Annotated in this window: 21 protein-coding genes; 5 read left to right on the top strand and 16 right to left on the bottom strand. The window is 58.8% G+C overall.

The window, feature by feature from the left end; all coding sequences use genetic code 11:
* Complete coding sequence (locus tag IPM27_01030) at nucleotides 1-1026, top strand: IS110 family transposase (protein MBK9160152.1); 1026 nt, start codon at nucleotides 1-3, stop codon at nucleotides 1024-1026.
* 412 nt (nucleotides 1027-1438) lie between these two features.
* On the opposite strand, the gene IPM27_01035 is transcribed toward IPM27_01030, so the two are convergent.
* On the bottom strand, nucleotides 1439-1744 hold the full coding sequence (locus IPM27_01035) for a hypothetical protein (protein MBK9160153.1): 306 nt from the start codon (nucleotides 1742-1744) through the stop codon (nucleotides 1439-1441).
* 569 nt (nucleotides 1745-2313) lie between these two features.
* On the opposite strand from IPM27_01035, the gene IPM27_01040 reads away from it, so the two are divergent.
* Nucleotides 2314-3339: an IS110 family transposase gene (locus IPM27_01040; protein ID MBK9160154.1), complete on the top strand. Its 1026-nt coding sequence runs from the start codon at nucleotides 2314-2316 to the stop codon at nucleotides 3337-3339.
* A 400-nt stretch (nucleotides 3340-3739) separates the two neighbouring features.
* Here IPM27_01040 and IPM27_01045 read toward each other — a convergent pair whose 3' ends face one another.
* Together IPM27_01045 and IPM27_01050 are read right to left on the bottom strand one after the other, a co-directional pair.
* Nucleotides 3740-4504: a hypothetical protein gene (locus IPM27_01045; protein MBK9160155.1), complete on the bottom strand. Its 765-nt coding sequence runs from the start codon at nucleotides 4502-4504 to the stop codon at nucleotides 3740-3742.
* Nucleotides 4505-4601: 97 nt separating this feature from the next.
* Nucleotides 4602-6392, bottom strand: coding sequence for a hypothetical protein (locus IPM27_01050; GenBank protein ID MBK9160156.1), 1791 nt, complete (start codon nucleotides 6390-6392; stop codon nucleotides 4602-4604).
* Nucleotides 6393-7309: 917 nt separating this feature from the next.
* Between IPM27_01050 and IPM27_01055 the strand changes: the two genes are divergently transcribed.
* From IPM27_01055 to IPM27_01065, 3 genes are all read left to right on the top strand, one after another.
* Nucleotides 7310-8305, top strand: coding sequence for an integron integrase (locus IPM27_01055; protein MBK9160157.1), 996 nt, complete (start codon nucleotides 7310-7312; stop codon nucleotides 8303-8305).
* Between the two features lie 266 nt (nucleotides 8306-8571).
* Nucleotides 8572-9549 carry an ABC transporter permease gene (locus tag IPM27_01060; protein MBK9160158.1) on the top strand — a complete coding sequence of 326 codons (978 nt, stop codon included), beginning with the start codon at nucleotides 8572-8574 and terminating at the stop codon, nucleotides 9547-9549.
* 211 nt (nucleotides 9550-9760) lie between these two features.
* A complete protein-coding gene (locus tag IPM27_01065; GenBank protein ID MBK9160159.1) occupies nucleotides 9761-11212 on the top strand; it encodes an ABC transporter permease in 1452 nt (483 codons plus the stop codon).
* A 161-nt stretch (nucleotides 11213-11373) separates the two neighbouring features.
* On the opposite strand, the gene IPM27_01070 is transcribed toward IPM27_01065, so the two are convergent.
* The 13 genes from IPM27_01070 to IPM27_01130 all read right to left on the bottom strand — a co-directional run bounded on the left by IPM27_01070 (nucleotide 11374) and on the right by IPM27_01130 (nucleotide 22475).
* Nucleotides 11374-12336: a M48 family metallopeptidase gene (locus tag IPM27_01070; GenBank protein MBK9160160.1), complete on the bottom strand. Its 963-nt coding sequence runs from the start codon at nucleotides 12334-12336 to the stop codon at nucleotides 11374-11376.
* A 16-nt stretch (nucleotides 12337-12352) separates the two neighbouring features.
* A complete protein-coding gene (locus IPM27_01075; protein ID MBK9160161.1) occupies nucleotides 12353-12814 on the bottom strand; it encodes a YbjQ family protein in 462 nt (153 codons plus the stop codon).
* A 36-nt stretch (nucleotides 12815-12850) separates the two neighbouring features.
* On the bottom strand, nucleotides 12851-13165 hold the full coding sequence (locus IPM27_01080) for a YbjQ family protein (protein MBK9160162.1): 315 nt from the start codon (nucleotides 13163-13165) through the stop codon (nucleotides 12851-12853).
* Nucleotides 13166-13484: 319 nt separating this feature from the next.
* Nucleotides 13485-13664 (bottom strand): hypothetical protein, encoded by a 180-nt coding sequence (locus IPM27_01085; GenBank protein ID MBK9160163.1) that lies wholly within the window; start codon nucleotides 13662-13664, stop codon nucleotides 13485-13487.
* Between the two features lie 162 nt (nucleotides 13665-13826).
* Entirely contained in the window at nucleotides 13827-14081 is a 255-nt protein-coding gene (locus IPM27_01090) for an ArsR family transcriptional regulator (GenBank protein MBK9160164.1), read from the bottom strand.
* 125 nt (nucleotides 14082-14206) lie between these two features.
* Nucleotides 14207-14839 carry a V-type ATP synthase subunit D gene (locus IPM27_01095; GenBank protein MBK9160165.1) on the bottom strand — a complete coding sequence of 211 codons (633 nt, stop codon included), beginning with the start codon at nucleotides 14837-14839 and terminating at the stop codon, nucleotides 14207-14209.
* Nucleotides 14836-16233 carry a V-type ATP synthase subunit B gene (locus tag IPM27_01100; GenBank protein ID MBK9160166.1) on the bottom strand — a complete coding sequence of 466 codons (1398 nt, stop codon included), beginning with the start codon at nucleotides 16231-16233 and terminating at the stop codon, nucleotides 14836-14838. The genes IPM27_01095 and IPM27_01100 overlap by 4 nt, the downstream gene beginning before the upstream one ends.
* Complete coding sequence (locus IPM27_01105) at nucleotides 16230-17063, bottom strand: endonuclease domain-containing protein (protein MBK9160167.1); 834 nt, start codon at nucleotides 17061-17063, stop codon at nucleotides 16230-16232. Before IPM27_01105 ends, IPM27_01100 begins: the two co-directional genes overlap by 4 nt.
* A gap of 242 nt (nucleotides 17064-17305) precedes the next feature.
* Nucleotides 17306-19084 carry a V-type ATP synthase subunit A gene (locus IPM27_01110; GenBank protein ID MBK9160168.1) on the bottom strand — a complete coding sequence of 593 codons (1779 nt, stop codon included), beginning with the start codon at nucleotides 19082-19084 and terminating at the stop codon, nucleotides 17306-17308.
* On the bottom strand, nucleotides 19077-19712 hold the full coding sequence (locus IPM27_01115; GenBank protein MBK9160169.1) for a V-type ATP synthase subunit E: 636 nt from the start codon (nucleotides 19710-19712) through the stop codon (nucleotides 19077-19079). The genes IPM27_01110 and IPM27_01115 overlap by 8 nt, the downstream gene beginning before the upstream one ends.
* Nucleotides 19709-20086, bottom strand: a complete 378-nt coding sequence (locus IPM27_01120; protein MBK9160170.1) for a hypothetical protein — start codon at nucleotides 20084-20086, stop codon at nucleotides 19709-19711. The genes IPM27_01115 and IPM27_01120 overlap by 4 nt, the downstream gene beginning before the upstream one ends.
* Nucleotides 20083-20529 carry an ATPase gene (locus IPM27_01125; GenBank protein ID MBK9160171.1) on the bottom strand — a complete coding sequence of 149 codons (447 nt, stop codon included), beginning with the start codon at nucleotides 20527-20529 and terminating at the stop codon, nucleotides 20083-20085. The genes IPM27_01120 and IPM27_01125 overlap by 4 nt, the downstream gene beginning before the upstream one ends.
* Nucleotides 20530-20558: 29 nt before the next feature.
* A complete protein-coding gene (locus IPM27_01130; GenBank protein ID MBK9160172.1) occupies nucleotides 20559-22475 on the bottom strand; it encodes a hypothetical protein in 1917 nt (638 codons plus the stop codon).
* Nucleotide 22476: the final 1 nt, after the last annotated feature.

Raw genomic sequence — 22476 nt, forward strand, 5'->3', positions numbered from 1 at the left:
ATGAACATTATCACCGTAGGAATCGATCTCGCCAAGAACGTGTTTGCCGTGCATGGCGTAGATGATAACGGCAAGCCAGTATTGGTCAAACCGAAAGTTTCACGCGCGGACTTGTTACCGCTGATCGCACAACTGCCACCCTGCCTGATCGGCATGGAAGCGTGTTCCGGTGCGCACCACTGGGCGCGGCTGTTCCGGCAACACGGACACACCGTCAAACTGATGGCCCCGAAGTTCGTTGCGCCCTACCGCATGACAGGCCGGCGCGGCAAGAACGATGCGGCAGATGCCGCAGCGATCTGCGAAGCCGTCACGCGCCCGGCCATGCTGTTTGTCCCGATCAAAGAAGAACACCAACAGATCATCCTGTGTCTGCACCGCACCCGACAGGGATTCGTCGAAGAACGCACCGCCAGCTACAACCGCCTGCGCGGCCTCATCGCCGAGTTCGGCATCGTCCTGCCGCAAAAAGTGGCCTGCCTGCGCCGCGAGATCGGCGCGCATCTGGAAGACCTGCCGGGCTACGCCAACCGTTGCGTAGCCGACCTGCTCACCCATGCCGACCGGCTGGATGAACGCATTGCCGAATACGACCGCGCCATCGCCCAGGCCGCACGCGATGACGAACGCAGCAAGCGCCTGATGAAACTCCCCGGCATTGGCCCAACCACCGCCAGCGCCTTGCTCGCCAGCATGGGCAGTGGACACGACTTCAACAGCGGACGCCAGGTGGCGGCATGGATCGGCCTTGTGCCCGGCCAATACAGCAGTGGCGGCAAGGCGCGCCTCGGACGCATCACCAAAGCCGGCGACAACTACCTGCGCAGCCTGCTCGTCATGGGCGCACGCGCCGTGCTCAACAGCCTCGGCGACAAACAGGATCGTTTCAGCCGCTGGGCCAGATCATTGCAGGAACGGCGCGGCTACTGGCGTGCGGTGATCGCAATCGCGGCGAAGAATGCGAGGCTGGCGTGGGCGGTGCTGAGGTACGGCGAAGATTTCAAACTGGAACCGGGCACGGTCTGAACAAAAAAACAAAACCGTCTGCCAGAAAGAAGAAACCTGAAAGGACAGAAGCGCCGCCGTGCGGCGACAAGGAATCACCGATGCACTGCCAGCGTTGATGTGAAGCGGGTTGGACCCGCGCCGGGAGAGCCTGGTTAGCTTCATGGGGAGAAGTTAAACCCGACTAACGATTGAGGCCCCGGCGCGCGTCTTTCATCAGGGTCCGGGCGATAGCCCAACATGACCGTTTGTAGTTTAGCAGTCCTTCACCTTCTCGCACGATGCAAGCAGCGCGAATTGAAACGAAACGGAGAATGGCAATGAAATAGAAAATCAAAACCGCTTGAGAATTTGGGGAAGCCCTTGTAGTGCAGCTAAGGGGCGCGCCGAAGGCGCGTCCCAGCGACCGGAGGGAGCGAACTTGAGCGTAGGGTTAGGCTGCATGGCGAGACCTTTGACTAAGCGCGCCGAAACCAGCGCGAAGCACGAAGAAAACGACAGCAGCCCACATGAATGCAAGAGACCAGCCAAGCAGGGTTTGAGGCAAACCAGAAAACGGAGACTTTGCGACTGCCACTAGCACAGGCGCACCAACGAAGAAGCCGACCTTTGCAAGGAAGCCGACCTGCCACCACTCGATAACGGTGCCCGGAATCGAAAGAAGCGGCCAGTAGAAAGCCTGCAACGTACAGAGCAGGACAATTGTGCTTGAGGAAAGGCAAACGATATTGCGCTTCATGTTTGCGGCCTAATGTATGGAGCTAAGGGGCGCGCCGAAGGCGCGTCCCAGCGACCGGAGGGAGCGAACTTGAGCGCAGGGTTGGGGGGATTGCAGCTCCATTTAAATATTGCCATCAATCTTCCAGCACCTTTTTTGAGTTGGGATGTACTCAGCAGTTATTGCGATTAACTCGAGTCTCGTTCTTCGTGTTTTCGGCTGCCCCTATGCGGAATCACGCCAAACAATTTAAATAGAGGGATTATCGCGAGCACTAAAGCGACCACACCAACGGCCCATCCACCTACGTACCTAATAATGCCACCTTGATGCGGAATAAAGTTTGCAAGCATGTCCACAAAAAATCCGCCAATTACCGAAATTGCAGTGCCTAAAAATACTAAAGCTGTAAAGCGTAATGTGGGAAATTTACTATTTGGCACAGATGCAACCTCCGTCATTCACTTCAAGCCCCCCAACGAATGAAAGGGACTTCCCCGTCCCGAGGCAGCGGAGAAGTTTCCGCAGACGGCAACGAGTGCCATGATGGAATTCTGATCATTTCATCAACACCACGAAAGGGGAAGTCCATGAACATTATCACCGTAGGAATCGATCTCGCCAAGAACGTGTTTGCCGTGCATGGCGTAGATGATAACGGCAAGCCAGTATTGGTCAAACCGAAAGTTTCACGCGCGGACTTGTTACCGCTGATCGCACAACTGCCACCCTGCCTGATCGGCATGGAAGCGTGTTCCGGTGCGCACCACTGGGCGCGGCTGTTCCGGCAACACGGACACACCGTCAAACTGATGGCCCCGAAGTTCGTTGCGCCCTACCGCATGACAGGCCGGCGCGGCAAGAACGATGCGGCAGATGCCGCAGCGATCTGCGAAGCCGTCACGCGCCCGGCCATGCTGTTTGTCCCGATCAAAGAAGAACACCAACAGATCATCCTGTGTCTGCACCGCACCCGACAGGGATTCGTCGAAGAACGCACCGCCAGCTACAACCGCCTGCGCGGCCTCATCGCCGAGTTCGGCATCGTCCTGCCGCAAAAAGTGGCCTGCCTGCGCCGCGAGATCGGCGCGCATCTGGAAGACCTGCCGGGCTACGCCAACCGCTGCGTAGCCGACCTGCTCACCCACGCCGACCGGCTGGATGAGCGCATTGCCGAATACGACCGCGCCATCGCCCAGGCCGCACGCGACGACGAACGCAGCAAGCGCCTGATGAAACTCCCCGGTATTGGCCCCACCACTGCCAGCGCCTTGCTGGCCAGCATCGGTGGTGGGCACGACTTCGATAGCGGACGCCAGGTGGCGGCGTGGATCGGCCTTGTGCCGGGGCAATACAGCAGCGGCGGCAAGGCGCGCCTCGGACGCATCACCAAAGCCGGCGACAACTACCTGCGCAGCCTGCTCGTCATGGGCGCACGCGCCGTACTCAACAGCCTCGGCGACAAACAGGATCGTTTCAGCCGCTGGGCCAGATCGTTGCAGGAACGGCGCGGCTACTGGCGTGCGGTGATCGCGATCGCGGCGAAGAATGCGAGGCTGGCGTGGGCGGTGCTGAAGTACGGCGAAGATTTCAGACTGGAGCCGGGCAAAGTGTGAAAACCAAAACCGTCTGCCAGAAAGAAGAAACCTGAAAGGAATATATGCGCCGCCGTGCGGCGACAAGGAATCACCGATGCACTGCCAGCGTTGATGTGAAGCGGGTTGGACCCGCGCCGGGAGAGCCTGGTTAGCTTCATGGGGAGCAGTAGAACCCGACTAACGAATGAGGCCCCGGCGCGCGTCTTTCATCAGGGTCCGGGCGATAGCCCAACATGACCGTTTGTAGTTTAGCAGTCCTTCACCTTCTCGCACGATGCAAGCGGCGCGACATGAGACGAAACGGAGAATGGCAATGAATTAGAAAATCAAAACCACTTGAGAATTTGGGGAAGCCCTTGTAGTGGAGCTAAGGGGCTGCGCGCTTTTGCGCAGTCCCGCTTGAGCGTAGGGTTAGCCCTCACGGTTGACGCGCTTTCTTTACGCTCCGTACCTGAATAAACAAATACAGAACTGCAAAGGAAAGAAACAGCTTGAAGAAGAAGTCAACGCGTTTCTCTTTATTGTAGCTATCCCACGCAGCTTCATTCAGGTACTCTTGAGCTGGGGTCTTCTTTCCGACTGCAATCTTTCCATCAGCCAATTCTGCTTCAACGGTCGGGACACAATTTGATGTGCTTTCTCCGTAGAAGGAGATTTGAGCCATGCTGCTGGCATGATTGACAGACGGTGAAAGTTTGTCATAGCGTAGCGTAACTTGCCCCGTTGACCTTGGCCCATTAAGTGGCGGGTTGCTTGCGCTGCCCAATGAGTCAGGCCACGTTTCATAAGTGTCGAAGCCTTCACATCCTGTGAAATAGACACGAATGTTACGAAGCTCCTGATCTCCAACATTGAGAATCGTAACTTTGCTGTTATCTGTTGGATGGTATCCGATCCCGGATAGCATGGCTGGGAGAGCCTTGTAAACCTCTGAGCCAATTTTTTTGAGAAGAGGTGCAGGCAAACTATCGGATATCTTTTGGTCTGGTGAGTCGATTTGCTTAAACAAGTGGGATAGCTGCCGGTTCCATTCGTTAACCGGATTTCTTTCATTCTTCACTTCGTACACGAAGTGTAAAGTTGGCTCAGTTAGTTTTGAATAGATGGATGGCGCAAACGGTAAGAATGCAACGACCAAAGGTACGATAAAGTCTTTCGCTATTTGTAACCAATCTTTGTTCATGAAAATCGTGCGCTCCTAGATTTGTGTAGTGAGGGCTAACGTAGAAGTCACCGGCGCTGCGCGGCTTTATCGCGCAGCGTCCGTGTGGACTGCCGGGTTAGCGAATTGGTCCTGCACCCAAAGGCACTCGTTGGAAAAAGATTGGGAGGTCGTATGTTCTGCTTTCCGGAGGCAATGCTCTATTAATGCATCGAAACAAACCGGCATGTTCATAAAAAGCGAAAAACTTCCGCAATGCTTCATCTAAGTGTATTTCAACCAAGTGCGTGTCAGACACTATGGATTTTCCAATGATCTTCTTTGCCTCCTTGAAGGTAATTTGATCGTGGCATTTGCCTTTGTTCATGTGCTGAATGAGCATCGTAGCTGCCTTTTCAAACTCCCGGTTTAAACCAAGAATTGTCGTAAGGCAAAGTTCTCGGACGTCATGATATGCGGTCACCATTTGTTCACGCAAGAACACTGGATACTCTCCTTTCTCGTTCAGCAGAATTTGTTGATCAGGATTGTTCCGGTAATACGCCTTCGCATTTTCTAGGCACTTTTGGAGATATAAAAGAATCACACGAGGTGTCGTAAACCCCGAGGCAAACTGGAAGTGCGAGGCGAGATACTCTGACAAATCGATGTGTTCTTGCTTGTTGGACTTGTTAACGTGTGTAACCTTTGTGGGAAATATTACGGTGATAAGTGCTTGAAACGCAGCATCATGTATGTTGATGGTGCGAGCATCGTACTCATCGCGTTTGCGCTGCTTTAAATGTGCCCGGAGACGCAAATAGACCCTTCTTAGTTTTCTAACCCAGGAAAGCTGATCATTGGGCACGGCATCTAGTGCCTTAATTTCTTTTAGAAACGCCTTGTCGATAGTTAGTGATTTTTCGTCGCACTCCAGACGCAACCCCCCCTTTTTCTTTAGGCATGGAGCGAGATTGTGAAATATCCTGAACGCGGCAAACTGTCTGATGTCCTCCGCAGACCACCTAAGCTCCACTTTCTTTGGATCAATTTTGTCGCGACCAATTGCAGAGAAATCTAGGCGTTCATATAAATCGCGGCGGATGAACAGCTTAAGCTTAATATTTGGATAGGATTGATAGTCACGCCAGCACTGCACCAAAGCCTGAAGAATTTCCTTCTGTGTTTCGTACTCTTCACCCGAGACAAATTCATCAAGCTTGTCGACGAGCAAGTAGACAACCGTCTTAGTATCCTTGAGAAATGAATTCAGTTCGGATTTCAACAGAGGGACGTCTAATAGCTGCGTTGAGTCGGTCGACGGATCGCCTTTTGCAGGTTCAACTGATGTGTAGAAATTAGGAATTACATAACCAAGGTGGCCTCCTTCTAGCTTTACGCCAACCGTCTTTTTTGTCCCTTTCAAAATATCGAGTAGTCCAACTCGTTGGTGCTGAGTCCAACCAATTGTTTTGTAGAATCTGTCACGCAATGATTCAAAGCGACTGTTACTACTGAATTTTTTCGTGAGCGATTCAATACATCGGCTGAAGAAATAGAGTTCCCAAACGATTCTGTGAGATGTGTGCGGTGATTTTGTGGAATCCTTTACTTGGGCAACGACGTGCTCACGTAAAGTTTTATATCCAAGCTCCTCGTCAATGGCAACGTAGATTTGGGAAAACTTTTCTGTTGAACGAAATCTTAACTTGCCGTCAGAGAGAAGGCGGAATAAAGCCGTCTTTCCAGTCCCCCGCTCACCAACTACTATGGATTTGTTTTCTTCCAAAAATTCCGTGATTGGCGTAATTTGTAACGCGCATGCTTCAAGCAGTGGGTCATCTTTTCCATCAGGAGCACCAAAATCAAAAGTTGCCAAATTCGATACTGGGAACTTATCGGGAAGGTTGGAAAAGTGGGCCATGTTCATGTGTGATGTTTGAGTAGGAGAGGAGCGAAATATTCGCTAACGAATATAGTTAAGCGGCACCCCCGCAGTGCGGGGCAGTGCGATGCCAACATGATTTGTGGTTGGCAGCGCCCGCACCAGTGGGGCGTAGCCGTGAGCAAAGCGAACGGTGTCCGCTTGAACGAACGTTCGGCGGGAGAGGGGGCGGCTTGTATATGGAAAGAGCAGTAAAGCGGGCATTACCAATTCCCTTCCAGAAAATTCGCGATGATTTTATTCAAGGCCGCGAAGCGTTGGCTCGACTGTCCGACATCAAAGCTCGCTTTATGCGGCAGTGCGAACATCGCTTCGCACGCTATCACAATTACTGCAGTTCATGAATCTGGGCGGCTTGTGTTACCACCAATCCTGTTTCCTCCCGCTTGCTACGCCGCAACCTATCCAGCTGAACGAATATAGTTAAGCGGCACCCCCGCAGTGCGGGGCAGTGCGATGCCAACATGATTTGTGGTTGGCAGCGCCCGCACCAGTGGGGCGTAGCCGTGAGCAAAGCGAACGGTGTCCGCTTGAACGAACGTTCGGCGGGAGAGGGGGCGGCTTGTATATGGAAAGAGCAGTAAAGCGGGCATTACCAATTCCCTTCCAGAAAATTCGCGATGATTTTATTCAAGGCCGCGAAGCGTTGGCTCGACTGTCCGACATCAAAGCTCGCTTTATGCGGCAGTGCGAACATCGCTTCGCACGCTATCACAATTACTGCAGTTCATGAATCTGGGCGGCTTGTGTTACCACCAATCCTGTTTCCTCCCGCTTGCTACGCCGCAACCTATCCAGCTGAACGTAAAGTAGACACCCTAAAAAATGCCGGGAAAGGCACCTTGGCGGTGTACAATCTGGCATCCACGCTGCAATGCCTTGTTTTCATTTGAGGTGAAATTATGGCAACCCCTAATTCTTCAGATAAAAGCACCGCGCTTAAACCTCCAAAATTACTCGATCAGGTTCGCGATAAGTTGCGTGTCAAGCACTACAGCATCCGTACCGAGCAGGCTTATCTGGGCTGGATTAAACGCTATATTTACTTCCACGACAAGACCCACCCGAAAGATTTGGGGGCGCGGGACATCGAAGCCTTTCTGACTCATCTTGCAGTCGCGGGCAAAGTTTCGGCATCCACCCAGAATCTGGCGAAGAGTTCTTTGTTGTTCCTCTACCGCGAGGTGCTGGAGATTCAGTTGCCGTGGCTGGATAACGTGACTCAGGCCAAAGCGCCCAAGCGTTTGCCTGTGGTGTTGACGGTGGCCGAGGTGCAGGCGGTGTTGTCACGCTTGAGCGGCACGCATTTGTTGATCGCGTCTTTGTTGTATGGCGGCGGGATGCGCTTGATGGAAGCGATGCGTTTGCGCGTGAAGGATGTGGATTTCGAGCGGCACGAGATTTTGGTGCGCGAGGGCAAGGGGTTCAAGGACAGGGTGACGATGTTGCCGGAAACAGTGGTGGCGCAACTTAAGGCTCATCTGCTCAAGGTGAAAGCGCTGCATGAAGAGGATTTGGCAGCGGGTTTTGGTGAGGTGTTTCTGCCTTTCGCGCTGGATAGGAAGTATCCGAATGCGGGGCGGGAATGGGGCTGGCAATATGTTTTCCCGTCAAGGAATCTGTCGGTCGATCCGCGTTCCGGCAAGACGCGCCGACACCATGTGGATGAGAAGGGCGTGCAGCGTGCGGTGAAACAAGCCGTGCGCGATGCCGGGCTGGCGAAGCCGGCCACGCCGCATACCTTGCGTCATTCCTTTGCCACGCACCTGCTGCAAAGCGGTTACGACATCCGTACCGTGCAGGAGTTGCTCGGTCATTCCGATGTTTCCACCACCATGATCTACACCCATGTGCTGAACAAAGGCGGGCGAGGTGTGGTGAGTCCGCTGGATAGATAGGACGGGGATTTACAATTGGTAAATTCAATTGACAATTTGTAAGTAGTTTGGAAAATCAGGAAGATGTTCAGGAATGCACAGTGGCTTGGTTGGAAAGATTAGTCATACGTGTAACTCATTATGGATGTTTCCATAATTAATGACATTCGCGCCGTCATTCCCGCTTGCGCGGGAATGACGCGGTTTTTTCACTCGACTTCATTTCTGATCATCTTGTCCTGATTTATGGAAGGCTCAATAATTAGAAGTAAAGGCATGACCAAACTTTGATCGCCTATCTCGTCCGCCGCTTCCTCTACGCCATCCCCATCCTGATCGGGGTGAACCTGCTCACCTTTATCTTGTTCTTTGTGGTGAACACGCCGGACGACATGGCGCGCATGCAGCTCGGCATCAAGCGCGTCACGCCGGAGGCCATCGAGAAATGGAAGCAGCAGCGCGGCTACGACAAGCCGTTGCTCGTCAACAGCGCGGTGAGCGGTGTTGACAAGGTCACCGATACCATCTTCTGGCAGAAGTCGGCCAGTATGTTCGCTTTCGATTTCGGCTATTCGGACGACGGGCGCAGCATCGGCCGCGAGATCGCGACGCGCATGGGGCCCAGCCTGGCCATCGCGCTGCCCACCTTCCTCATCGGCCTCGTGGTGTATGTCAGCTTTGCGTTGCTGATGACGCTGTTCCGTGCCACCGCGCTGGATTGGGCGGGTGTGGCGCTGTGCGTGCTGCTGATGTCCATCTCCAGCCTGTTCTACATCATCGGCGGGCAGTTCCTGGTCAGCAAACTGTGGCATCTGGTGCCGATCTCCGGCTATGCGGGCGGGGCGGACAGCTTCAAGTTCGTGGTGTTGCCCATCCTCATCGGCGTGGTCGGCAGCGTCGGTTCCAGCAGCCGCTGGTATCGCACCATCTTCCTCGACGAGATCGGCAAGGATTATGTGCGCACTGCGCGGGCCAAGGGTCTTTCCGAGTTGCGCGTGCTGTTCACCCATGTGCTGAAGAACGCGATGATCCCGATCCTGACCGGCGTGGTGGTGGTGATCCCGTTGCTGTTCATGGGCAGTCTGCTGACCGAGTCGTTCTTCGGCATCCCCGGCCTTGGCAGCTACACCATCGACGCCATCAACGCGCAGGACTTCAGCGTGGTGCGCGCGATGGTGTTCCTCGGCTCGGTGCTGTACATCGCGGGGCTGATCCTGACCGATATCTCGTACACGATGGTTGATCCGAGGGTGAGGCTGCAATGACAAGCCATACAGGAATCCGTCATTCCCGCGCAGGCGGGAATCCGCTTCAAGGCTCTGCGGCGGCCATTGCTGACCTCCGTCATTCCCGCGCAGGCGGGAATCCAGTTAACAAGAACATTCTCGCGCAGCGAGACAAGACGGTTGTTCGCTTCGCGAGCTATTTATCTTGCTGGATTCCCGCCTGCGCGGGAATGACGATGGCGGGTTTTTCATGAGTTTCGTGCCTGTGATTTTATGGAGTGATGCGCTGGTGTTCCTGCTGATCGGGGCAGTCATCGCGGCCGCCCTGTATGTGCGCAAGCGCGAGCATCTGCTGCTGCCGTGGCAGCGGGTGGGGCGGAGCAGCGTGGCGATGGTGTCCATGCTGGTGCTGTCGCTGTTCCTGGTCATCGGCTTGCTGGATACCCTGCATTACCGGGTCGCCATGCCGCAAAGCAACAGCGGTGAGACGATATATTCACCCGAGGTGCTGAGTGTGTTCGACAAGCTGGCCGGGCCGCTGCGCACGCATACCGAGAAGACCTATTCCGCACCGTTCGCGCTGCACCTGTACGCCAAGGAGAGCCTGACCGACGAGGCCGGGAATGTGGTGCGCGACTATCCGCGCCTGCAATATGGCGGCGCGCACCTGTCCGATGAATCGGAGCGCGCTGTGGATGTGGCGAAGCGGGCGTTGATCGGTGCGGTGCTGGGATTGCTGATTGGCGTGCTTATATTTGTTGCGGCAAGCTGGATACTGTGCCGTTCAACCCCCTCTCCCTTGCAGGGAGAGGGCGGGGGAGAGGGGGGCAGTGGCGAGACATGCACAGCCCTCTCCCTAACCCTCTCCCGCCTGCGGGAGAGGGGATGGCGCAGCCCATTGTTGATTGCAGTCCTTGTTATCACCACCCTCATCGGCGCCATCGCCAACCTTGCCGCTGTCTATCACGTGCTCGGCACCGACAAGGTGGGGCAGGACGTGCTCTACCTCTCGCTCAAGAGCATCCGCACCGGTCTGATCATCGGCACATTGACCACGCTGGTGACCTTGCCGCTGGCGTTGTTCCTCGGCGTGGCAGCGGGCTACTTCCGGGGTTGGGTGGATGATGTCATCCAGTACATCTACACGGTGCTGAGTTCCATCCCCAGCGTGTTGCTCATCGCGGCGGCGGTGCTGATGATGCAGGTCACGCTGGATACCCACCCGGAATGGTTCGAGACCTCGGCGGCGCGGGCGGACATGCGGTTGGTCGCCTTGTGCCTGATCCTCGGCCTGACCAGCTGGACCGGTCTGTGCCGGCTGCTGCGCGGCGAGACGTTGAAGCTGCGCGAGATGGAATACATCCAGGCGGCGCAGGCTTTCGGCGTGTCGTCCATGCGCATCCTCACGCGCCACATCATGCCCAATGTGATGCACATCATCCTCATCGCGCTGGTGATGGATTTCTCCGGTTTGGTGCTGGCCGAGGCGGTGCTGTCTTATGTGGGCGTGGGGGTCGATCCTTCGATGATCTCGTTCGGCACCATGATCAACGCCGCGCGGCTGGAGATGGGGCGCGAGCCGATGGTGTGGTGGGCGCTGGCTTCAGCCTTCGTGTTCATGCTGGTGCTGGTGCTGGCGGCCAACCTGTTCGCCGATGCGGTGCGCGATGCGTTCGATCCGAGGCTGAACCGGACGGCATGATGAGGAGTGAAGGTGCGTCCCGCTTGAGTTCGGGGGCTGACACGGGATTGCCGAATGCCAGCTTCGGGTCGTTCAGGTTTCTGCGGCTTCCAGTTGTTTTCGCATCTTCTTCAACTGGAACTGGGTGTTGCGCTCTTCGTCGATATTCATATCGATAAACGTCAATGATCGTTCGGGCAGCGCCGGGATCCGACAGCAGGCGGAAGTGCCTGGCGCGGCGTTTCCTTGCTGACGGCAACGCTGCCGCCGGTACAAATCCATTTAAAAAATTCTTCCGGTAACGACTGGGGTTTCCCGTTTGATTTCCACCCTTGCTTGCGCGCGATCTCCCCGATCCTGCCTATTCTGTTTTCAGTGAGGGGATGGGTTGCAAAGAATTCAAATTCCCCGGAGCTGTTTTCTTCCTGAAGTTTTCTGGCTTGTAAAAAGAACTCGCCGGCAGAGCCGACATGTCCATAGAGAGCATGGAGGCTATAAAGCGCCTCAATGTCGGCTTTCTCTTCCTGCTCCCTGCTGAATTTCAATATGGTGAGCAGACCGCTTTGTCCGAGGGCATTCTCGACCATGCTGTCGCCGATCGCCACGCCGGTAATGGATATGACCGTTCCGGCGATAACGCCGCGCCCAAGGCTTTTGATCGGGTCCCTGTTCTTGATATGGGAAATTTCGTGGGCCATGACCCACGCAAGGGCGTTCTCGTCAGGCAGTTTTTCGATAAGGCCGCGGAACACAATGATATGACCGCCAAGTGTTGCGAAGGCATTGATCGTGTCCGTATCGACGTAGTGAACGGTAACGTTCATGTCGGCGGGCAACGACTGCGCTTTTGCAATGCGGTTGGCCAATTGTTGCAGGTAGGCGGTGAGTTGCCGTTGCGCTTCGGATGATCCGTCTGGCTTGCTGCCCGGACTTTTCTGCAAAAGGGCTTCCTGGTATTGCTCTGCAACTTTCTTTTCCCATCTGAAGGGAACGAAGGGCGCGAGCAGTTCCGCTGCAAGGGAGATGATTACAACCAGGACGACAAGCGTGCCAATGATCCCAAAGGTCAGCAGAAAAAATTCCTTCAGCGGATCGTCGTCCGATGAATTGATCCCTTCCGGGATGGTCTTGTTTTCTATTTCCACGCTAACGCCGTGTCACTTACTGATTGCGCGCCCTTGTGGAAGGGATGATGGCCGTTCCATAAGCCAGTACTTCGACAGAGCCGATCTGACCCTTGTTGCCCTTTGAAATGCTGGAGGTCTCCAGTTTTACGTTCAGGATCATGTCGGCTCCCAGCTTGTGCGCTTCCTCCTTCATTCTCAGGATCGCTTCCCTGCGGGCGCGATCGACAAGGCTTTCGTAGGCTCTCAAACGACCACCGACGATCATGCGCAGGCCCGCGAGAAACTTCTTGAAAAAATCGACGGAAATAACGACGCTGCCGGCAACCAGGACCGTTTTCACAGAAGCGTTCGGGGGGAGGGAACCCCTGATCGGAAGGGCGGGCAGATCGAGGAACGTCTTTTCTCTCTGGATGATCGACTTGTAGTGCCTGCTTTCTGCGTATCGCCCGAAGACGAAGCCAAGTCCCAGAAGGGTAAAGAATATGAGCAGATCCATGATTTATCATCTCCACCAGGTCGGTTCGTTGCGGATTTATTCGAGGACGACAGCCGTTCCATAGGCAAAGAGTTCCGCAGCGCCCTGGGTTACGCTTGAAGTGGAGAAGCGGACATTGAGGACAGCGTTCGCACCGAGTGCTTCTGCCTGCTGCTTCATCCGCTCGACAGCCTCTTCGCGGGATTCCTGAAGCAACTCCGTATAGCCTTTGAGTTCACCGCCAAAGATGTTCTTCAGGCCCGCCATGATGTCGCGGCCCACATGCTTTGCCCTTACCGTGCTTCCCTGAACGAGACCGAAGTGTTTCACAATGCTCTTGCCGGGGACGACTTCAAGATTTGTAACAAACATATAACCTCCCTTAAGAAAATGAAGCGAGCCGGACATTCAAGGTGAAAAGTACCGGGGTCAAATTTTTTTCTATTGATGTTTCCATAATTAATGACATTCGCGCCGTCATTCCCGCTTGCGCGGGAATGACGCGGTTTTTCACTCGACTTCATTTCTGATCATCTTGTCTTGATTTATGGAAGGATCAATAACATGAAACGCCAGAAAAATCTGCCGCAATCTAGCAGTAATCATCCTCTGTGGGTATATGCCGAAATATCTATGCAATTCGGCCTAGCCGCCGAAAATCCCATTCGGTCTGCCGCGAACTACGATAACTTCAATTGAAGGTGAAAGGTACCGGAGTCAAATTTTTTCTATTGATGTTTCCATAATTAATGACATTCGCGCCGTCATTCCCGCGCAAGCGGGAATCCAGTGGGTTTAATGAAAATGCATTTTTTTCTTGCTGGATTCCCGCTTGCGCGGGAATGACGCGGTTTATTTCACTCGACTTCATTTCTGATCATCTTGTCCTGATTTATGGAAGGATCAATAACATGAAACGCCAGAAAAATCTGCCGCAATCTAGCAGTGATCATCCTTTATGGGTATATGCCGAAATATCTATGCAATTCGGCCTAGTCGCCAACATTCCATTCGGTCTGCCGCGAAAACACGACTACGATAACTTCAATTGCGCTTTTGATTTTCTGCCCGGCGACGCGGGAGGCGTGTAGCCGGCAACCCTGTAGATGGTGCGCTCGATCTTTTTGCCCTTGTTGAACTTGATCGAGTGGCACGCCACCACTTCACACCTGGCAGCAAGATCGGCCAATTGCGAACGAACGGAAGCGAGTGGGATGCCTGTGGCTTCTGCGATCTCCGTGTCAAAACGCTCGCCTTGGGTTTTCAGGTATTGAAGGATTTCTTTCATGAGGTCTGCATGATGACACGCTTCCGGTCGATGTGCCTGATTCGGGCACATTCCACTGCGCATCGCAACTGGCGGGATCGATGACAGGGTATGTGTGGATGCATGCCTGGAAAGTGTTTTTCCCCCTACTGGACTTCGCTGGTTTCCAACTGTTCGCGCATCACCTTCAACTGGAACTGGGTGTTGCGCTCTTCCTCGGACAACAGCGATTCGATGTGGCGGATGGTGGCCTGGTAGCGCGGGATGACGTTGTACTTGAGCGCGTTGACGCGCTTCTGCGTCTTGCGCTGCTCGGTCAGCAGGCGCCACAACGCGGTTTCCGATTCGCCCAGTTGCGCCAGCAGGGCGGCGATCTCGGTCATGCGGCTGCGCGCCTCGTCGAAGCTGGCATCGGTCCACATCAGTCCGATCGGCAGGATCGGCGCGCTTTCCACCGACACGCTGGGATATTCCACGCCGATGCTGCTGCGCGGCAGGATGCGCACCGTCAGCACCGGCTTGAGTCCGAGCACCGCCTGGCGCAACTGCGTGCTGCCCATGCGCATGTGGGCGATGGCCAGCCAGTGGTAGGCGCCCTTGAGCGCGCGACTGACGGCGAGACGCTGCTCGCGGTAGTTCTTCAGGCGCTGCTGCACCAGCCGCGTGAGCAGTTCGCGCTTGCGTTCCAGCAGGTCGTGCCCGTGCTGCAGCGAGATCACCTGGCGGCGCAACGACAGCAGCGTGTTCTTGGTGGGGCGGACTTTGAGCCGGGTCTTCATGGCGTCTTCGCAACGGTGCCTTGCCATTGGTGGTATTTGGCCAGGTCGTCAGCGCTGACGCGGGTCAGCGCGTCCGGCGGCAGCAGCGCCAGCAGGTCCCAGGCGAGGTTGAGCGTCTCGACGATGCTGCGGTCCTCGTCCTCGCCCTGGCCGACGAAGCGGCCCTCGAAGGCCCCGGCGAACGCCAGATAGTCCCGGTCGGTCTCGGACAATTCGTCCGCGCCGATGATCGAGGCGAGGTTGCGCACTTCCAGCGCGCGCGCGTAGGACGCGTACAACTGGCTGGCGACACGGGCGTGGTCCTCGCGCGTGAGTTCCTTGCCGATGCCGTCCTTCATCAGGCGCGACAGCGACGGCGGGATGTCCACCGGCGGGTAGACGCCGAGGTTGTTCAGCGTGCGGCTCAGCACCAGTTGCCCTTCGGTGATGTAGCCGGTGAGGTCGGGGATCGGGTGGGTGATGTCGTCGGACGGCATCGAGACCACCGGCATCATGGTGATCGAGCCGTGCCGTTCGCGGATGCGTCCGGCGCGTTCATATATTTCCGCAAGGTCGGAATACAGGTAGCCGGGGTAGCCCTTGCGCGCGGGCACGTCGCCCTTGGCGGTGGCGACCTCGCGCAGCGCCTCGGCGTAGTGCGTCATGTCGGTCATCACCACCAGCACGTGCAGGTCGAGGTCGAACGCGAGGTACTCCGCGACGGTCAGCGCGGCGCGCGGCAGGATCAGCCGCTCGATCGCCGGTTCGTCGGCGAGGTTGAGGAACATCACCACGTTGCGCAGCACGCCGCTGTCGGAGAACGTCTCGCGGAAGAAATGCGCGTCGCTGAACGAGATACCCATCGCCGCGAACACCACGGCGAACTGCGATTCCTCGCCGGGCAGCCGTGCCTGCCGCACCACTTGCGCGGCGAGCCGGTTATGCGGCAGGCCCGAGCCGGAGAAGATCGGCAGCTTCTGTCCGCGCACCAGCGAGTTGAGCCCGTCGATCGCCGAGATGCCGGTCTGGATGAACTCGCGCGGGTAGGCGCGCGCGGCGGGGTTCACCGGCGCGCCGTTGACGTTGCGCTGCAGGCGCGAGAACAGCGGCGGCCGGTCGTCGCGCGGCTGGCACAGACCGTTGAACACGCGCCCGAGGATGTCCGGACTGAGCGGGATCTCGAACGGCTGGTCGAGGAAGCGCACCCAGGTGCGTTCGAGGTCGAGCCCGTCGGTGCCTTCCAGTACCTGGATCATGACCGTTTCATTCGAGGTGCGGATCACCTGGCCGTTGCGCCGCCGCCCGCTGTGGTCGAGTACCACCACGCGGTCTCCCAGCGCGACACCGGGCACGCCGCGCATGAACAGCAACCCGCCGCGCGCCGCCGAAGCCAGACGGTATTCCTTGTCGCTCATGGCGTTATTCCCTCTCCCTGACCCTCTCCCTGACCCTCTCCCGCAAGCGGGCGAGGGGACTGAAGCAGGTCATCATACGGTTCATTCTTGAGTTCCCTGCTTGTGCTTGGTGGCATGCTTCTCCCAAACCTTTCCGCAGAGGCAGGGGAATCAATGACCTCTTCTCCCGCAAGCGGGTGGCGAGGGGAGCCGATGCGGTCCACGCTGGCGAGGTGCGTCACGCCTTCTCCCGCAGGCGGGCGAGGGGACTGGTTTTTGCTTCCATCCCGTGCAGGATCATCGAATGCCTCTCGTTTTAGCTCCCCTCTCCCCGGGATTGAACATGGCCTTTCTCGTTCGCCTCCTCTCCCGCTTGCGGGAGAGGATTGAGGAGAGGGTGCCCTTGCGGGAGAGGGGTTGGGGGAGAGGGTAAGCGCACAATGTATTTGCTCCAACACCTCCTCCATCTGTTGCATCACTTCGTTGTTCCAGAAACGCAGTACCGTATAACCCTGACCGCACAGCCAGTCATCCCGTTGCCGGTCATAGGCCATCTGTTCGCCATGTTGGCCACCGTCCAGTTCGATGATCAACCGCCGTTCCATGCATACGAAATCGACAATGTAGCGCCCCATCGGTTTTTGCCGTTTGAACTTCAAGTCCATGAAACGATGCGCGCGCAGGTGGTACCACAGTCGCTGCTCGGCATCGGTCTGGTGGGTGCGCAGGGCTTTGGCGTTGGATAGACGCCGCGCTTTTTTCTCTGACTTGTCTTCCGCAGCCCTCTCCCCCAGCCCCTCTCCCGCAGGCGGGCGAGGGGAGCAAGCGACCCGAAGGGAAGTGACGGTCATGGGCGCATCTCCCGCAGGCGGGCGAGGGGAGCAAGCGACCCGAAGGGAAGTGACGGTCATGGGCGCATCTCCCGCAGGCGGGCGAGGGGAGCAAGCGACCCGAAGGGAAGTGACGGTCATGGGCGCATCTCCCGCAAGCGGGCGAGGGGAGCAAGCGACCCGAAGGGAAGTGACGGTCATGGGCGCATCTCCCGCAACCGGGCGAGGGGAGCTTGATGTGCCGGGTTTTCCGATATGCATCATCACGCCCCCTTTCCGTGCTGCGCGTATTCGTTGCGCAGGCGCTCGAATTCGCCGTCGACCCGTGCGGTGAAGCCGCGCAGGTCGTCCATCCGGTCGTTGGTGTAGCTGGACTTGAGCCGTTGCGCTTCGGCCAGCAGCGGCAGGCGCAGCAGTTCCTGCACCGGCACGCCGTGGTCGAGCAGTTCCAGGCCGTGGCGATAGATGGACAACATCTGGTCGAGCAGCGCGAACTGTTTCTGCGGCGAGCAATAGCTGTCCGCCGGGTCGAGCGCGCTCTGTTGCAGCACGCCTTCCTTGAACAGCGCGACGCCTTCCAGTGCCCAGCGTTGCTGCGGCGACAGGGCTTCCGGCCCGACCAGGTTGACGATGCGCGCCAGTTCGTCGGCCTGCGCGAGGATGCCGAGTGCGCTGGCGCGGTGCGCTTCCCAGCGCGGATCGACGTGTTGCGCCCACCAGCCGCTACAGCTCGCGACATAGCCGGAGAAACTCTCCACCCAGTCCACCGCCGGATAGTGGCGTGCGTCGGCCAGTTCCTTGGACAGCGCCCAGAAGGTCTTGACGATCTCCTTGGTGTGGCTGGTGACCGGCTCCGAGAAATCACCGCCGGGCGGAGAGACCGCGCCGATCAGCGTGATCGAGCCGCTGTCGCCGGACAGCGTGGCGACCCGTCCGGCGCGTTCGTAAAAAGCGGCGAGGCGCGAGGCGAGATAGGCCGGGTAGCCTTCTTCGACCGGCATCTGGCCGAGGCGTCCGGCGACTTCGCGCAACGCTTCCGCCCAGCGGCTGGTGGAGTCGGCCACCATCACCACGTCGTAGCCCTGGTCGCGGTAATACTCGGCCAGCGTGACGCCGACGTAGATCGACGCTTCGCGCGCCACCACCGGCATGTTGGAGGTGTTGGCGACCAGTAGCGTGCGTTCCATCAGCGAGCGCCCGGTGTTGGGGTCGGTGAGCTGCGGGAAGCTCTCGAGGATGTCCACCAGTTCGTTGCCGCGCTCGCCGCAGCCGACGTAGATCACGATGTCGGCATCGGCCCAGCGCGCGATCTGCTGCTGCACCATGGTCTTGCCGGCACCGAACGGGCCGGGTACGGCGGCGCGCCCGCCTTTCACCAGCGGGAAGAAGGTATCGAGGATGCGCTGTCCGGTGAGCAGCGGTGCCACCGCGTCGTCGCGCCGCTGGTAGGGGCGGGGCGTGCGCACCGGCCAGCGGTGGAACAGTCGCAATTCGCGCGTCGCGCCGTCCCCGGTTCTGATGCGTGCGATCACGGCCTCCACGGTGATGTCGGCGGCGGCGGAGATCTCCAGCAGCTCGCCGCCCATGCCCGGCGGTACCAGGATGCGGTGCAGGATGCTCGGCGTTTCCGGTACGGTGCCCAGCACCGCGCCGTCCGCAACGTGCATGCCGGCGTGCAGTTCCGGCAGCGGCTCGAAATGCCATGTCCTGTCGCGGTTCAGCGGCGGGATGTGCACGCCGCGCGGCACGTAATCGCCATGCTGTTTCGCATATTCCAGCAGGGGGCGCTGCACGCCGTCGAAGATGTTGCCGAGCAGGCCGGGGCCGAGTTCGACCGACAGCGGGTGGCCGAGGGCGACCACCGGTTCGCCGGGGCGCAGCGATTCGGTGGGCTCATACATCTGCACCAGCGCGTTCCTGCCGTGGCGCGCGATGACTTCGCCCATCAGGTCGAGCCTGCCGATGCGCACCTGTTCGCCGGTCGGCACATCGGCCAGTTCGACCGTGACCAGCGGCCCGTTGATCTCGACGACCTTACCCACCGGGAGGCTCCTCCGGGATCAGCCGGTCGGCCACGGTGCGCTGCAATCGCTCGCCCAGTCTTTCCATGCGTCCCTCAAAAGTATTGTCGAGGCGGATGTCGCCATCCATGCTGGCGATCAGTACGCCGCCCATGCGATCCATCGCCTGGTCGGACAGTTGCAGGTCCTTGTCCGGCGCCAGCTGGCGCGCCAGTGTCGGCCATTCGCGCCGCAACAGCGCCAGGTCGCGTGCATTCGCCTGCACCAGCAGCGCGTCGCGCTCGATCGAGGCGGCGCCCTCGGCGATCCAGCCGCGCAGCAGCGACAGGTAAGCCGGCTCGTCCTGTGCCAGTTGCGCGATGCGTGCAGGCAGGGCGGCGAGTATGTCATTGACCATGCCCCAGCGCAGCCGGTCGAGCTCGGCGCGCAGGTTGAGTTCGGCGGCCTGCACGTGTTGCTGGTAGATGCGCTCGGCATGCGCCTTGGCCGACAGCACCTCGCGCTCTTCCTCGATGTGCAGGCGCTGGTTGGTCTCGGCCAATATCCGCTCGCGCGCATTGTGACCGCCGGCGATATATTCGTCGGCGAGCTTCTGCGCGCGTGTCAGCAATGCCGCTTCCAGACTGCCGACCTGGGTCGCGTCGCTCATTCCGGAACCTCCAGTGCCGAGGCGCCGAGCACGTTCTGCACCAGGCTCTCGACGCGCGAATGGTAGCTGGCGGATTGCAGGATCTCGGGGATCTCGGTGATGATGATGCGGCCGCCTTCGCTCTGCGCGCGCAGCAGGTTGCGGCCGGGATCCTGCGCCAGCGCCTGTTCGATCACCACCAGCGCCGCCTGCTGCTCGTGCAGCAATTCGTGGAACAGTCCTTCCACGGCCTCCGGCGTCGGGTCGGGCCAGGTCTCGAAGCCGATCAACTCGAATCCTTCCATCAGCGCCGCACTGCCCAGCGCGATCAGGCGCGCCGGGGCGGTCAAGGTGGGCTGCCGGCGTTCGTCGCCGGCATGTCGCAGGTCGTTCATGCGATCTTGCCCAGCAGCAGGATGGTGACGACCAGGCCATAGATCGCGATGCCTTCCGCGAGGCCCAGATAGATCAGCGTGCGTCCGAACATCTCCGGTTTTTCCGAGATGATTGCCAGCGATGCCGCGCCGACCGGGCCCACCGCGAGCCCGGCGCCGAACGCCGCCAGGCCGGTCGGCAGTCCCGCGCCCAGCAGCGCCAGTCCCAGCCCGGTGGAGATCTCGCCATGTGCGCTGGCGGCTTCCTGTGCCAGTGCGGTGTCGATCCCGATGGCCAGCAATGCCAGGCTGGCGCCGGCGAACACCAGAATGTTGCTGGCCAGCGTGCCTTTCCACCATTTGCGCGCGCGCGCGCCGTCCGCCATCGGACGGAGTTCCATATAGGCGCCCAGCCCGAAGGTGCCGATCAGGTTTAATGCGATTATCGCGATGAGCCAGTTCATGGTTGCTCCTTTCCTGTTTTAATTATCCATCAATCCTGCATTGCCATTTTACGTGCGCCGCCCAGCGTGAGCGGGCGGAACGGCCGTCCGTCGCCGCCGAAGAAGCGCGAGAATCCTTCGTAGTATTCCAGCCGCAACGCCTGGATCGCGACGATCGCGCCTTCCAGCACCAGTATGAAAATATTGCCCAGCACCACGGTCATCCAGTATCCCGCGGTGTGCAGCATGCTGCCGACGGTGAAGATGGCGATGGCCAGCGCCACATGGTTGAGGCTGAACGCCGCCAGCCGCAGGAACGACAGCGTGTTGGACACATAGGCCATGATCGCCTCGAACCCTTCCACCAGTACGATCAGTATGCGCTCGCCGGTCGCGCTGTCGCGGTTGCGTTGCCAGGTGCGGATGAAGATGGCGGCAAGCGCCGCGCAGACCAGCAGCGGGACTGCGACGCCCGGCGGATCGCCGCCGGCCGCGCGCCAGGCGGCGGCCAGCAGGCCGGCATACAGCAGCAGCCCGGCCACGCCATGACTGTCCAGCAATGCATCGGCCAGCCGCCCGTCGACGATCCGGTTGTGGATGGTCAGCAGGGTGGACAGCGCGATGAAGCCGATGCCCCAGCCCAGCGCCACGCCCAGCATCAGCATCGGGTCGCTCAGCGGTGACATCCACAGCGCCGGGATCACGCTTTCATAGCCGAACACGCTGCCGTACAGCGCGCCGAACAGGGACGAGCTGAGTCCGACCGCGATGACCAGCGGCGCATACTGGCCGAGGCGTTTGCGCAGCAGCAGGCCGGACAGGGCGATGACCGCGCCCTGCCCGAGGTCGCCGAACATCATGCCGAACATCAGTACGAATGAGACCGCGAACAGGATGGTGGGATCGACCTCGCCGTAGCGCGGCACACCGTAGTTCAGCACCAGACTGGCGAACGGCTTCAGCCAGCGCTGGTGACTGATCAGCGAAGGCACCAGCATGAGCTCGTCCTGGCGCGGTGCGCGCGCAGCCAGCACGAAACGGTCGGGCAGCGTCTTTTCCAGCATCTGCTGCAGATGCGGCAACTGGCGCTCCGGTATCCAGCCGCTGACCGTGACCAGGTTGCCGCGCCCGCGCATCTGCATGGCCAGTTCCGCGTAGGGCGCGGCGCGCGCCAGCGTCTGCGCGGCATCGACCAGGCGCGCGTGGAAATCGGGGCGTGCGGCCAGTTCGCGCCGTTGCCGTTCTTCCTGCCGGGTCTGCTCGTCGATGCGCTTCAGGCGCCCGGCCAGTTCGCGGTGCACCTGAGCGGGCTGGCCGTGGAATTCCGCCGGGATGTCCATCGCGCGCCAGCCGGCTGCCTGTAGCACGTTCTCGATGCCGCCAGCCTGTCCGCCGGCGCCGGCGATGATCAGGTGGATCAGTTCCGCGCTGGTGAAGAAACGGATGGCGACATAGCCGGCCAGTTTGAGCGCCTCTTCGAAGCGCTGGAAGTTGGCCAGCGGCAACGTGCCGACGCGGACATCCAGCAAGCCTTCCTTTTTCTGCAGCCGGGTCAGGTCGATGTTGAGCCCGGCGAACTGGTCGAGCGCGCGCAGCAGTTGTCCGGTATGGCGGTGTTCGTCGCGCAGCTTGCGCATGCGTTCCTGCTCGTCCGAGCATTGCGCCCAGACCTGCCTGAGCCAGATGCTCAGTTCGTCCAGTTGCGCCAGGGTGACCTGCTGCATCGGCGTACTGATCTCCAGCGGGGCGGCGATCGCGAAATGATCGAGTATCTTGTCCAGCCGCGAGCGGTTCTCTTCGTAGGCGCGGCGATAGTTTTCGCCGGGCAGCTCCGGCAGGTTCTCCGGGATCACCTCGGCGAACTCCGGGGCGAAGCTGCCGAAGTTGGCCAGCAGCAGGGCGGCCTGCGGCGCGTCGTCCTTGAGCAGGCTGAGGCTGATGCGTTGCATGGGTTGCGGCTTGAACATC

This window comes from Nitrosomonadales bacterium, assembly GCA_016716325.1.
In the GTDB taxonomy this organism is placed as follows: Bacteria; Pseudomonadota; Gammaproteobacteria; order Burkholderiales; family Gallionellaceae; genus Gallionella.